This window comes from Fortiea sp. LEGE XX443, assembly GCF_015206815.1.
Taxonomy (GTDB): Bacteria; Cyanobacteriota; Cyanobacteriia; order Cyanobacteriales; family Nostocaceae; genus Nostoc_B.
Window position 1 is genome coordinate 1 of sequence record NZ_JADEXZ010000069.1, and the last position, 14,077, is coordinate 14,077.

The 14,077-nt window shown below is 46.6% G+C and carries 10 protein-coding genes; 9 read left to right on the forward strand and 1 reads right to left on the reverse strand.

All coding sequences use genetic code 11. The features are described 5' to 3' along the window. Positions 1 to 222: 222 nt before the first annotated feature. Both IQ259_RS21130 and IQ259_RS21135 read left to right on the forward strand, forming a co-directional pair. Entirely contained in the window at positions 223 to 6,549 is a 6,327-nt protein-coding gene (locus IQ259_RS21130) for a PAS domain S-box protein (protein ID WP_193887961.1), read from the forward strand. 7 nt (positions 6,550 to 6,556) lie between these two features. Further along, positions 6,557 to 7,186: a response regulator transcription factor gene (locus tag IQ259_RS21135; protein WP_193887979.1), complete on the forward strand. Its 630-nt coding sequence runs from the start codon at positions 6,557 to 6,559 to the stop codon at positions 7,184 to 7,186. Positions 7,187 to 7,381: 195 nt separating this feature from the next. Here IQ259_RS21135 and IQ259_RS21140 read toward each other — a convergent pair whose 3' ends face one another. Beyond that, complete coding sequence (locus tag IQ259_RS21140; protein WP_193887962.1) at positions 7,382 to 8,302, reverse strand: AraC family transcriptional regulator; 921 nt, start codon at positions 8,300 to 8,302, stop codon at positions 7,382 to 7,384. Between the two features lie 201 nt (positions 8,303 to 8,503). On the opposite strand from IQ259_RS21140, the gene IQ259_RS21145 reads away from it, so the two are divergent. The 7 genes from IQ259_RS21145 to IQ259_RS21175 all read left to right on the forward strand — a co-directional run bounded on the left by IQ259_RS21145 (position 8,504) and on the right by IQ259_RS21175 (position 13,606). Then, positions 8,504 to 9,409 (forward strand): NmrA family NAD(P)-binding protein, encoded by a 906-nt coding sequence (locus IQ259_RS21145; protein WP_228014678.1) that lies wholly within the window; start codon positions 8,504 to 8,506, stop codon positions 9,407 to 9,409. A 25-nt stretch (positions 9,410 to 9,434) separates the two neighbouring features. Then, entirely contained in the window at positions 9,435 to 10,073 is a 639-nt protein-coding gene (locus IQ259_RS21150) for a nuclear transport factor 2 family protein (protein WP_193887963.1), read from the forward strand. Between the two features lie 62 nt (positions 10,074 to 10,135). After that, positions 10,136 to 10,870, forward strand: a complete 735-nt coding sequence (locus tag IQ259_RS21155) for an SDR family oxidoreductase (RefSeq protein ID WP_193887964.1) — start codon at positions 10,136 to 10,138, stop codon at positions 10,868 to 10,870. A 252-nt stretch (positions 10,871 to 11,122) separates the two neighbouring features. After that, positions 11,123 to 11,680: a DsbA family protein gene (locus IQ259_RS21160; RefSeq protein ID WP_193887965.1), complete on the forward strand. Its 558-nt coding sequence runs from the start codon at positions 11,123 to 11,125 to the stop codon at positions 11,678 to 11,680. Positions 11,681 to 11,905: 225 nt separating this feature from the next. Further along, complete coding sequence (locus tag IQ259_RS21165; RefSeq protein WP_339383957.1) at positions 11,906 to 12,094, forward strand: helix-turn-helix domain-containing protein; 189 nt, start codon at positions 11,906 to 11,908, stop codon at positions 12,092 to 12,094. Positions 12,095 to 12,224: 130 nt separating this feature from the next. After that, a complete protein-coding gene (locus IQ259_RS21170; protein WP_228014680.1) occupies positions 12,225 to 12,530 on the forward strand; it encodes a hypothetical protein in 306 nt (101 codons plus the stop codon). 284 nt (positions 12,531 to 12,814) lie between these two features. Then, complete coding sequence (locus IQ259_RS21175; RefSeq protein ID WP_193887967.1) at positions 12,815 to 13,606, forward strand: CPBP family intramembrane glutamic endopeptidase; 792 nt, start codon at positions 12,815 to 12,817, stop codon at positions 13,604 to 13,606. Positions 13,607 to 14,077 lie beyond the last annotated feature (471 nt).

Here is a 14,077-nt window from a genome sequence, read left to right on the forward strand (position 1 = left end):
TTACAGAAGAGAGCTTTTCTCACCTCACGGGCATCTGGGCGACTATCTATAAATTCTTGTAGTTCTGCGATGGCTACGCCCGCCGCAGGCATCGCAGGTTGTAGATGCTGATCTATCATTGTTTGTTCTTAGACAGATATATTCCTCCGTATTATCTCGTACACTTTTTCAGAAATCAAATATGATTCCTATATGCCAGATCATACTCTCCAAAAAAGCTCTATGATTGCTCTACCTGGTATTGCCATCCAAAATAAGATATATGAAAGTGATAATTCTCTAGTGTACCGGGGCATTAGAGACGATGGAGTAGCGATCGCCATAAAAATGCTAAAGCTTGATTATCCCTCTCCCCAAGAACTAACCCGCTACAGACAGGAATATAAAATTACCCGTTCCCTCAACTTAGAGGGAGTGGTGAAAGCATACAGTCAGCAAGACTATCAACGCACTCTGGTGATTCTCTTAGAAGATTTTGGGGGAGAGTCCTTAGAGCAATGGATGCACAAGCGCCCAGATATCTTCTGCCCCATGCCTTTATCCACTTTTCTCGATCTGGCGATCGCCCTCACCGACATTCTAGGCAAAATCCATGCAGCCAATATCATTCATAAAGATATCAACCCTGGAAACATAGTCTTTAATCTGGATACTGGCGTTGTCAAAATTATTGATTTTGGGATCGCCACCCAATTTAACCGCACAAATCCAACCTTCAAAAGTCCTCATGTTTTAGAAGGGACACTCGCCTACTTATCTCCAGAGCAAACCGGGCGGATGAACCGGATGCTCGACTATCGCACCGATTTCTACTCGCTAGGCGTAACCTTCTACGAACTGTTAACTGGCCAGCTACCGTTCCCCACTCAAGACATCCTGGAGCTAGTTCATTGCCATATTGCCAAACCGCCGATTCCTGTGCATGAATTGAACGCCACGATTCCCAAACCCATTTCAGGCATAATTTTGAAGTTGATGGCGAAAAATGCGGAGGATCGCTATCAAAGTGCCTGGGGCATCAAAGCGGATCTAGAACACTGCGCCGGGCAACTGGCAGAAATGGGTCAGATCAACGCCATGTCGTTGGGAGTGCAAGATGTTTCAGAACAGTTTTGCATTCCTCAGAAACTGTATGGACGAGAAGCGGAGACTAAAGCATTATTGGCGGCGTTTGACAGAGTGGCTAGAAAAGAGACGTTTGGCGAAATTTGTCAACTAGAGTCAGGCATAGAAAATGCTCAATTCAATGTCGAACTCATGCTCGTTGCTGGTTACGCTGGCGTTGGCAAAACAGCATTGGTGCAAGAACTCTATAAACCCATCACAGCAAAGCACGGCTATTTCATATCGGGTAAATTTGACCAATTCAGGCGCAATATTCCCTACAGCGCCATTGTGGATGCCCTGCAAAAGTTGGTGCAGCAACTTCTGGGGGAACCGGATGAGCAAGTGCAACAGTGGCGATCGCGTCTGCTCTCAGTTTTAGGAAGCAATGGGCAAATCATCATTGATGTCATTCCGGAAGTTGAATTAATTATTGGCAAACAGCCACCCTTACCCGAAGTTGGAGCAACGGAAGCTCAAAATCGCTTCAATCGAATCTTTCAAAATTTTGTGCGGGTGTTTTGTTCAAAAGAACATCCCCTGGTCATCTTCTTAGACGATTTACAATGGATCGACTCCGCAACGCTAAAGTTAATCGAGTTAATATTACTCGACGAGCAAACCCAATATCTATTTTTGATTGGAGCCTACCGAGATAATGAAGTGCATCCAACGCATCCACTAGTATTAACGCTCTTAGAACTACGAAACAAAGGGGCAGTACTTCAGGAGATTACCTTAGTACCCTTAACGCTCGAACCCTTGAGTCAACTGATTGTCGAGACACTAGGTCGCAATATTGACACCGTTCGTTCTTTAGCCCAATTAGTGTTACGCAAAACCGAAGGCAACCCTTTCTTTGTCGGTGAATTTTTGCGAATGCTGTATAGCGAAAATCTGTTAATCTTTAATGCGAAACAGTTAAGCTGGCAGTGGGATATTGCTCAAATTCAAGCCCAAAATATTACCGATAATGTGGTGGAGTTGCTGCTGCGTCAATTGCAAAAATTACCGGAAGCAACACAGCAAGTTCTCTCCATCGCTGCTTGTGTTGGGTCTGAGTTTGATTTAGAAACATTGGTGATCGTTTGCGAAAAATTACCGAAAGCAATTTTCCAGGATCTACTTGTAGCAATACAAGCGGGATTAATTCAACCTCTGTCTGAATTGGACGAAGATTTGTTGGTTCAAGAGTATAAGTTTCTGCACGATCGCGTTCAGCAAGCGGCTTATGCTTTGATTGATGAATCGCAGAAACAGGTTGTTCATCTCCAAATCGGTCGCAATTTGCTCGAAAAAACTTCACCAGAGCAACGATCTGATCGGTTGTTTGAAATCATCGATCATCTCAATCAAGGACTTGAGCCAGTCACTGCTCGATCAGAACGAACTGAAATTGCCAAATTGAATTTAATGGCAGGTCAGAAAGCAAAAGGTGCAACGGCTTATGAAGCAGCTCTTCAGTATTTCAATATAGGACTGAAACTCCTAGATACAGACAGTTGGGTCAGCGAGTATGACCTTACCTTAGCACTGTACTCAGAAGCAGCAGCGGCAGCGTATCTTCACGGCCGCTTTGATGAGATGGAACAATTGGTAGAAGTGGTACTCAATTGCGCCAAAACAGCGATCGACAAAGTGCAGGTTTACGATAGCAAAATTCAAGGATATTTATCACAGGGCAACCTGAAAGAAGCACTCAAAATTGGCTTGGAAGTGTTGAAGCTCCTGAGAGTAATCTTACCAGAAAATCCAAGTGAGTTAGATGTTCGAGGCGGATTGGAGTCAACGGCTGCACTACTCGCCCAACGAAAAATTGAAGATTTGGTTAATTTACCAGAGATGACTGCACCAGAACCGCTAGCAGCAATGTCAATCCTAGCGAATATAGGGGCTGCTGCATTCATAGTATCACCAGCACTGGTGATACTGATTACTTGCAAAACGGTAAATTTATCAATCAACTACGGTAATGCTATCTGGTCACCACTGTATTATGCTGCCTACGGATTTGTTCTATGTGGAGTTGTTCAAGACATTGAACTCGGCTATAAATTTGGTCAATTGGCTCTTAGCTTGGCAGAACGATTGAATACCAAAAAAGGCAAGGCTAAAGCATTACAGTTATTTAGTGACCACGTTATGCAATGGAAAGTACATCTTAAGGAGACGATACCACTGCTGGTTGAGGCTTATCAGGAAGGAGTGGAAACCGGAGACTTTGAAACCGCTGGTTATGCTGCATATGACGTGTGCTACAACTCGTTTTTCGTCGGTGAGGAACTCACCCAACTGGAACAGAAAATGGCAACATACAGCAAAGCGGTTGATCGAATCAGACGGAAAAGCCCCTCGACTTGGATTACAATAGTGTGGCAGACCATTCTTAATTTGTTAGATAAGTCTCTTAATCCCAGTTGCTTAGTTGGTCGGGTGTTTAATGAAGAGGAGGCGTTGCCACACGCTATTGCAGTTAAAGATGGAACTGCAATTCAAATGCTGTACCTGCACAAAGTTATACTGTGTTATCTATTTGAAGAATATCATCAAGCTGTACAGACTGCCATTTTGGCAAGGAAACATTTTGAAGAAGCGACGGCAATAAAGGTTTTACCTGTATTCTGTTTCTATCATTCGCTGGCGCTTTTGAGCTTATTGCTCGATGCTTCAAACTCTGAAAAATTAGCTTTGCTAAACTGTGTTAACACCAACCAAGAAAAAATGCAGAAATGGGCAGAATATGCCCCAATGAATTATCTACATGAATTTTATCTAGTCGAGGCAGAGAAAGCACGAGTCTTAGGGCAGTTTTTTGAGGCTGAAGAGTTTTATGAACAGGCGATCGCAGGTGCTGCTGAAAATGAGTATATCCAGGAAGAAGCACTCGCTTATGAATTAGCGGCTAAACATTATCTGGCGCGAGGTCGGTCAAAAATTGCTCAGACCTACATGAAAGAGGCGCACTATTGCTACGATCGCTGGGGCGCAACCGCTAAAGTTAAAGATTTAGAAAAACGCTATCCACAGTTCTTTCCTCAGTCGTCTAGAGCCGCTTCCACATCAATTCCTATTACTGCTGAAACTATCACTAATCCCTTCCATACTGCTTTCGATTTAGCAGCAGTGATGAAAGCTTCGCAGGCGATTTCTCGTGAAATTGAACTGAAGCAATTGTTGCGATCGCTGATGCAAACTTTAATTGAGAATGCTGGCGCACAAACTGGATATCTGATTTTAGAAAACTCAGGAGAATGGTCGATTGAAGCGGCTTGTGAACTTAATACCGATGAGAATGCTTGTGCGACTCAGGTGTTACAGTCTATTCCAATCGCCGATCAATTGCCAGAATCAATCATTCAATATGTGATTCGGACTCTGAAGCCTGTCACCTTAAATGATGCGACTCGTGAAGGTGCTTTTATTCATGAGCCATACATTCAACAGAACCAGCCTCAATCAGTTTTCTGTTTGCCGCTGCTGAATCAAGCCAAGCTGGTCGGTGTATTGTATTTAGAAAATCGGTTAGCAGATGGAGTATTTACACCAGAGCGATCGCATGTCTTGCAGCTATTATCGACTCAAGCAGCGATCGCCATCGAAAATGCCAACCTTTACTCAGAACTGCGGGCTAAGGAAAGCAAGATCACCCAGTTCCTCGAAGCGATTCCGGTGGGAATTGCGATCGTGGATGCGGCGGGTCGCCCTTACTATGCCAACCAATGCGGCAATCAACTCCTGGGCAAAGAAACTGATACTTCCATAGCACCGGAGCAGATATCAGAGGCTTATCAGCTTTATGTAGCGGGAACGGATCAAATCTATCCAGCGGAGAGCTTGCCTACTGTGCGGGCATTAAGGGGTGAACGCATCAGGACTGAAGATATAGAAATTCGTCGAGATCATGTCACAATTCTAATTGAGGCACGGGGAACACCAGTTTTTGATCAACAAGGCAATATCACTTATGCGATCGCTACCTTTCAGGACATTACAGAGCGCAAACAAGCCGAGAAACTCCTAGCCGACTACAACTGCACTTTAGAGCAACAGGTCGCAGAACGAACTGCTGCGTTACAACGCAGTGAAGCCAAGTTCCGAGCTATCTTTGAAAACTCGCAGGTCGGCATCTACCGCACCCGCACCTGTGATGGATTAATTCTCAATGCCAATCAACGCTTTGCTGATCTGCTTGGCTTTGATTCGCCAGAAGAGATCATTGGGCTGGAACACACTACAGGCTTTAATGTAAATCCCAATGATCGCCAACAATTCATTGAGGTGCTGAAGCGAGATCGGGAAGTGCGAAGCTATGAAATCCAGATGCGAAAACGAGATGGTACAGTGTTTTGGGGACTTTTCTCCTCTTATCTGAATGCAGCCGATGACTATATTGAAGGCGTGGTTGAAGATATTAGCGATCGCAAACGAGCAGAAGCCGCTCTGCAAATAAGTGAAGAACGACTACGCTTGGCATTAACCGCTTCAAATCAGGGACTCTACGATCTCAATATCAAAACTGAAGAAGTCGTGATTAACCCAGAATACGCTTTAATGCTGGGCTACGATCCGGCAACATTTCATGTGACCAAATCTAGGTGGATTGAGAGTTTGCATCCTGACGATAGAGAATCAGTGCTTGCAGTTTACCATGCTTGTATTACTGGAGAAGTCCCCAGCTATCAAGCAGAGTATCGCCATCGTACCCAGGATGGTCAGTGGAAATGGATTCTTGCTGTCGGCAAAATTGTTACCTGGAATGAATTTGGTGAACCCATCCGAGCGTTGGGAGTTGTTACGGATATCGACGATCGCAAACAGGCAGAAGCCGCTTCAATTTTGGAAGAGCGCAACCGCATGGCACGCGAAATTCACGATACACTCGCTCAGGCGTTTACAGGCATTCTGGCTCAGGTGGGAGCTGCAAACCAGATACTCACGGATGATGTAGAAGCAACTGGGGCGCATCTAGACCTGATCAAAGAATTGGCACGAACAGGACTGACTGAAGCGCGGCGATCGGTCGTGGCGCTCCGTCCTCAGCTTTTGGAGGAGGGCAATTTACAGAGCGCTCTACATCGTCTCATCGCTCAAATCAGGACTGCCGCAATGGATACCACTTTATATTATGAGATTGAAGGTACGGTGTATTCTCTACCGACTGAAGTCGAGAGTAATCTATTGCGGATGGGGCAGGAAGCCTTAACCAATGCGATTCGACACGCCAATGCTGATGAAATTCGAGTGGAGCTAATCTACGATCGCCATCGGTTTTGCTTGCGCGTGAAAGACAATGGACGGGGCTTTGGAGTTGGGAATATTCCATGCGCTGAGGGGTTTGGCTTACTCGGCATGAGCGAGCGGGCAGAGCGCATCGGCGCACAACTCACGATTCGGAGTCAACCTGGGCAAGGAACAGAGATTATTGTCACCGTCAATCGGGAGTAGGATCATGATGAGCCAAGCCATAACCATTCGGGTTTTGATTGCGGACGACCATGCCATTTTTCGGCAAGGATTAGCCACGATTATTAACCGTGACCCAGAGATGCAGGTGATTGCACAAGCCGAAAATGGGGAACAGGCGATCGCCGCCTTTCGGGAACACCAACCAGATGTAACGCTAATGGATCTGCGAATGCCTGAAGTAGAGGGGGTCGCCGCCATCGGTGCAATTTGTGCTACTGCTAAATCTGCTCGGATTATTGTACTGACCACGTATGATAGTGACGAAGATATTTATCGGGGATTGCAGGCAGGTGCAAAAGGATACCTGTTAAAAGAAACTGAACCTGACGAGCTGCTGAATGCTATTCGCACCGTTCATCGGGGTCAGAAGTATATTCCGCCTGATGTGGGAGCAAAGTTAGTACAGCGCCTCAGCAATCCAGAACTGAGTGAAAGAGAACTAGAAGTACTCCGCTCGCTGGCGCAGGGGATGAGTAATGCTGATATTGCGGCTGCTTTGAGCATCGGTGAAGGCACGGTTAAATCTCATGTTAATCGGATTTTGAATAAGCTAGATGTCAGCGATCGCACTCAAGCTGTGATTGTTGCCGTTAAACGCGGCATTGTCAGTTTATAGGGTGTACTTGCAATTGATTCCTAACAGCCTCAGAATTTCACTGATCTGATGAACCGCGAAGCGCAACGAGTCGCCAGTCCAGGGACTAAATTTGTTGCAGTTACTGCTCCCTTCGGGCCCAAATACATTGGCACTCGCACCACCCTTGCCATCGCTAGCCATGCTGTGGTCGATGGATAACTAGCCAATCTTCGCTCAAGCTGTCCGTAACCGTTCAATGTCTCGAATGGGCGGCGCACCGAACAGGCGCGAATATTCCCGGCTAAACTGTGACGGACTTTCATACCCCACCTGGTAGGCAGTAGAGGTCGCATCGAAATCCTCAGCGAGCATTAGACGACGCGCTTCTAACAGTCTTAACTGCTTCTGATACTGAAGCGGACTCATCGAAGTAACTTGCTTGAAATGCTGATGCAACGACGAAGTAGACATGCCGATCTGACTCGCTAAATCCTCGATCCGCATCGGCTGGGTAAAATTAGATTTAATTTGTTGAATCGCTGAGGCAATTCGCTGCATATTACTGCCGGATGTGGCAATTTGACGCACGGCTTCCCCTTGTTCACCCATCAGCAGATGGTAATAGAGTTCACGAATCATCAACGGTGCCAGCATGGAGATGTGTTGCGGAGTGTCTAAGAGCTTGACGAGGCGAAGGGCACACTCCATCAACGCTGGATCGACGTTGCTAACCGATATACCTCGAATAGAGTTTTCTGGCTTTGCCGAACTGGAACCCATTTGGGCAACCATCTCACACAATTGCATCAAGTCTAAGTTCAGCTTCAGCCCTAAATACGGCTTGTCAGGTGTCGCCTCAGTTACAAAGCCACTCAGCGGTAAATCAACGGAAACGACGAGATACTTCATTGCACCATACTGATACATCTCCTCACCCAGAAATGCTTTTTTCTGACCTTGAACGACGATCGCCAGGATGGGTTCATACACGCTATGAGGTGCGGTAGATACTGTATCTGAGCGCGCAAAGTCTAATTGCTCGATCTCCGTGGGTTGGATAATGTTGCCGCTGGATTTGGTATGCCGCACGATCCGTGTGACGATTTCTTGGCGGTGATCCGCGATTATGTCAGGGCGAGAGATTGCGACTGTCATAGCAGAGACTCGACTAACTCAATACCTTACAGTTGACATTATAGAATCTCTGCAAACGATCGCTCTGGAGAATTAGGCAATCATCGGATAGGTTTGGGCATTTCAAGAACAGCTTTTCCAACCTATGCTGAACTTAGACGAATAGACAAGATGAGGATCAGGCAATGATGCAAGAAGGCAAAAATCGCCTGAGTGATCGGAATGATTAATGAGCAGGAGAACCTTATGTATGTAGTTTTTGGAGCGACGGGACAGACAGGTTCAGCAGTGGCTAACGCTTTGCTTGAGAGAAATTTTCCAGTGCGCGTTGTCTTGCGCTCTGATAAAGCTGCCAGTACATGGCGAGAGAAAGGTGCAGACGTAGCGGTTGCCGAAGTCACTGATGTCGAAGCGATGACCGCCGCGATGCGTGAAGCGGATGCCGTCTATGTGATGAACCCACCTGCTTACAACGTCAGCGATATGTTTGCGCTGGCAGAACAGATCGGCGAGTGTTATGTTGAAGCCCTTACAAACGCTGATGCACGGAAGGTCGTGTTACTGTCTTCGGTTGGTTCACAGCACGCTTCCGGTACGGGCAACATTTTGACGACCCATATTTTAGAGCGCATGTTGGGCAACTTGGCAGTTCCCGTCACAGTTCTGCGAGCGGCATCGTTTATGGAGAATTGGGGGAGTGCCGCCGCGATCGCTGCTGAACAAGGGGTACTGCCCAGTTTTTTTGCTCCACTTGATCGTCGGCTGCCCATGGTTTCGACCGAAGACATCGGGCGCACTGCGGCTGAAGCCATGATTGAAGACTGGAAAGGTCAGCGCATCATCGAACTGCATGGTCCGATCGACTACTCACCAAACGATGTCGCTGCTGCTTTTGCCGCTGTGCTTAACCGTAATGTACAGGCAATTGCTGTTCCCGAAAGCGACTGGCAAGCAACGATTTCCAGCTTTGGCTTTTCACCTGAAGCCGTCAACAGCTACAGCGAGATGATGCGCGGTTTCAACTCTGGTCATATCGTCTTTGAAAGTAACCCAGAGATAGAAACGCGCACCGGACAAACTGCAATAGAAGCTGCTGTTGATAGATTGACTGGAAGCAAATCCAAGTAAAAATTAGCTTGAGGAGATTGAAATAGTGCGTTATTTAAGTCAAATTTTCACGGGAGCAGGACTGATTGGGCTGTTGGCTATTCCGGTGATGATGCAAGCTCGCGCGAAGGCAGAGATTCAATCGAATGTGACTGCGTTTGGGTCAAGTGATTACCCGACAGTATTGAATCAACAGTCCTTCCTGGTTCAGCCTTCAGCGATCGCAGACGTGTCCCAAGCAACTGCGTCTAATCCAGCAGATGCACAAGCAACTCAGATGATCGAGCAACGCAACAAAGCAACTGTCCAGCAGTCTTTCGACCAATGGCGCAACGGAACTGGCAGTGCCTTTGATCTGCTTGCCCCGGATGTAACCTGGACAATTACTGGAACGGGTGCAACTGCGGGTACATATCGCAGCCGACAAGCATTACTCGATCAAGTCATTAGCCCGACCAGTGCCCGATTATCAACTCCAATCGTCCCGACTGTACGCGGCATCTGGGCGGATGGCGATATGGTGATCGTGCTATGGGACGGGGAGGCGACCGCCAGAGACGGCAGAGCGTATCGGAACACCTACACGTGGTATTTCCGCATGAAAGACGACCAAGTAATCGAAGCGATCGCCTTTCTAGACATGAGCAAGTTTACAGAATTGTGGACAAGGGTTTCACCTTCATGACCGAGGTATGGAAATCAATATTTAGTTCACAGCACTGAACACGAACAGAAAGGAAAACAACGATGTTAAACATTGAGAACAAAGTCATTGCGATCACTGGAGCCAGTAGCGGGATTGGCGAAGCCACAGCTAAGTTACTCGCTCGAAACGGTGCAAAGGTGCTTTTGGGCGCACGGCGCACCGAAAAGCTCGAAAAAATTGTTGAGGAGATCCACACCTCAGGTGGTACAGCAGAATTCAAAGCCGTAGATGTCACCGATCGAGAAGATGTGAAAGCGTTCATTGGGTTTGCGAAAGACAAGTTCGATCGCGTCGATGTCATCTTTAACAACGCAGGCGTGATGCCTCTATCCCCGATGAATGCTTTGAAGGTCGAGGAATGGGACAACATGATTAACGTGAATATCAATGGGGTGTTAAATGGCATTGCAGCAGCTTTGCCGATTATGGAAGCGCAAGGTAACGGACAAATCATCAATACTGCGTCGATTGGTGCCCATGTGGTAGTACCCACTAGCGCAGTTTACAGCGCTACCAAGTACGCAGTTTGGGCAATCTCCGAAGGACTGCGGCAGGAGTCGAAAATGATTCGCGTCACCGTCATCTCTCCCGGTGTGGTTGAAACCGAACTCGGCTCTGATATCACGGACGAGCCAACAAAAGGCTTCTTGAAAGACCTTCGCAAAGATGCACTCAACCCAGATACGATCGCCAGCGCTGTCCTGTATGCCGTGTCTCAGCCGGATGATGTCGATGTCAACGAAGTGATTGTGCGCCCGATCCGCCAGATGATGTAGGCAACGGCTCTCGATCACGTCAGACGGATAGGATTGACCGTGCAATTAAGTTTTGAATCTAACTTGAGTTATAACCAATCTTCTATTTCGGGATAGAGCGGTTGTTCTACCGATTTATACTGTAAAAGTTTTAACTCGTTATAGACGACAACTTAAAGTCGATTGCCTATATTGAATTTATGTCAATCGTAATGGAGTAATTGGTTGAGCAACTTAATTGCAAGGTTCCATGTTTGATACCGATGTAGAAAGATGAGCGACGATCGTAGCCACAGTTCCTTACTTGTACCCCCTTCAACCCAGGATTGGATGCGAGGTGTGCTGAGTGCTAAGGTCGTGCTGGTGATGTATGGAGACTATCAATGCTCTAAAAGTGCGGATGTTTACAAGCTGATTAAAGTGCTCAAAGGAGAACTTAGTGCTTCTTTTGGAGAGGATGATTTATGCTTTATCTTCCGCCATTTTCCACAGATCCAGATTCATCCCCAAGCTCAACGGGCAGCTGAAGCAGCCGTTGCCGCCGCTGTCCAAGGACAATTTTGGTTAATGAATGATACTTTATTTGCCCATCAACAAAAGTTGGAGAATGGTTATCTTGTCGAGTACGCCAATGATTTAGGGCTTGATATCCCTCAGTTTCTCAAAGAGTTGTCTAAACAAGTGCATATTGATCGTATCAATAAAGATATTGAAAGTGGATGCAAGAGTGGAGTAACGGCTGCTCCAGCCCTATTTATCAATAACATTCGATATACCGGAAGCTGGAAAATGACAGAGTTGATGACAGCCATGATTGCTGCAAGCCACTAAGCTCTATTCATATCTGACTTGTTTGTTAGTGCTAGTAAGTGATCGAGTGCGCGATCGCTAGTTTTTGCCTGTTTTGTTGAATAAATTGCCAATTTTGAATCATGCTAACAACGCCAACCCTTGAATTCAAACACAAAGGCTTGACACGCACCCAATTGCAGCAAGTACTCAACTATATTCAGACTCACCGTCGATCGAGAATTGTCGTTAATTGAACTTGCAGAAGTGATCAACATTAGCCCGACTTATTTTGCAAGTTTGTTCAAACAAGCGATCGAGGTTTCTCCACACCAGTACATAATTCAACAGCGGGTGGAACGATCAAAATTTATGCTGTCGAAAACAGATTTAGCAATAACCTCGATGGCGGATATACGGCGAACTGATCAAAAGTCACAAGTTTGCTACCTGTGAGCGGAATGTAGAGCAATGTGCGCCTGGGACATGACTATCACTCGACTAAAGCACTCTCAAAGCCTGATCAATCCAATTACACCTTCAAACTAATCTCATGAAAAAGATAATTTTGCTAGCACTGGTGGGTATGGGATTCATAGTAAATATGCCCTTTACAGCACAGGCACTAGATTCAGAAAAAATTGGTCATAACCTTGACCGAGAGCCGAATATGTCAATCGCTCAGTACGATCGTGACGATCGATATCGTGACAACCAATATCGCGATCGATATCGTGACAACCAATATCGCGATCGGCCGTTTGTGGTTTATTACCGCAGCCGTGACGATCGGAAATGGATTTATGAGAGTATCCACTACAATCGTCGCGATGCCCGACGTGCTGCCAAGCGACTGGAGCGGCGTGGTTATCGAACCCGAATTTTAGGATAGAGCCGTTTCAAACTATGAGTTGCCAACACCTAAATCCCACTTGCGGGCTGCCAACCGACTGGAGCAACGTAGTTATCTAACCTACGTTCAAGTGACAGCAAGCCAGTAGGGGGGGCAATGCCCACAAAACCTTACTGTGAAGAGTTTTACAAAATGGTGGGCAATGCTCACCCTACTACTTAGATTTTAGGAGAAATAGGAATGATACTTCAGAATAAGGTGGCGTTAGTCACCAGTTGGCATTGTGTCTACCCAGTATTCTGATGTCTCTAGAGATTAAATCAATGGCAGTTTTGAAACAATTTGGGATTCTATTTGTGTTGGGCATTGTGGGAATTGTGATGCTTGCGATTACGTCGGTTCCATTTGTTGAGCAACGGTTGGCACAACTGTCTCCAGAAGAACTGGCAAACGTTCCGCCACTGTGGGTTTTAATGCTGCTGCAATCACTACAGCTTACAGTTCTACTGGCAATTAGCATTCTGGTGGGAATTGGCTGTGCCTATCGCGTTGGATTACACTCACATTTGATTGACTACTGGGTACTTCATACCCCTAAGATTCCATATTCTGTCATTGAGATGAAATGGAGCTTGGGTGTGGGTGCAGCGATAACGATCATTCTCCTGTTGCTCGATCGGTTCATGAAACCTGCTCTACCTGAAGCGCTACAGGCATCCAATCACACAGAACCAAATTGGCTGAGTTCACTGACAGCAATGCTTTATGGCGGCATCACTGAGGAAATTCTGATGCGTTGGGGTTTAATGTCGCTGCTGGTTTGGATCGCGTGGAAGGTCTTAAAACAAGGCATGACGTTGCCAAGCCAAGGAATATACCAAGGTGCGATTGTGCTAGTAGCGCTAGTATTTGGACTACTACACCTACCAGCGACTGCCGCGATCGTTCCACTCACTCCAATTGTGATCGTCCGAGCGATATTACTCAATGGGATCGCTGGCATTGCTTTTGGTTGGCTCTTTTGGCAATACTCGCTTGAGGCTGCGATGTTATCCCATGTCAGCGTTCATGGCTTTTCCTTTGCTCTTAGCCTTTTGCTGGCAAGATTTGCCTAAGCTTTTTGCTGGCAAGCATCACTGCATCCATCACCAAATATCGGAGCTAAAACATGTCACGCAAAACGATCGCCACCAAAGACCAGTCTCCACAACGACCACTTACTCCCAGTGCCAAACACCCGCTTCGGCGATCTCTTCGCAAACCCTTTCAGATCATTCACACTAATTTTCGTGCCTACCTCACTATCAACGCCATTGTGTATGGCTTAGTCATCACTGGGTTAGTAGCGGCGATGGTCTTCCCCAACCTGAGCGCAACTCAGGTAGCCATCCTGGAAGACAACGGAACGGCGGATCTTGTCCGATCGCTAATCAATAACTCCTGGCTGTTCTCGCTGACTATCCTGGGAGTCAACGTCGCAACCAGCGCACTATCAATCGTACTCCCTTCGCTGATCGTTCCCTTTGCTGGCATCGCCATATTTGCGTACAAGACGTTCACTCTCGGTTTAGCGATGGCTCGCCCGA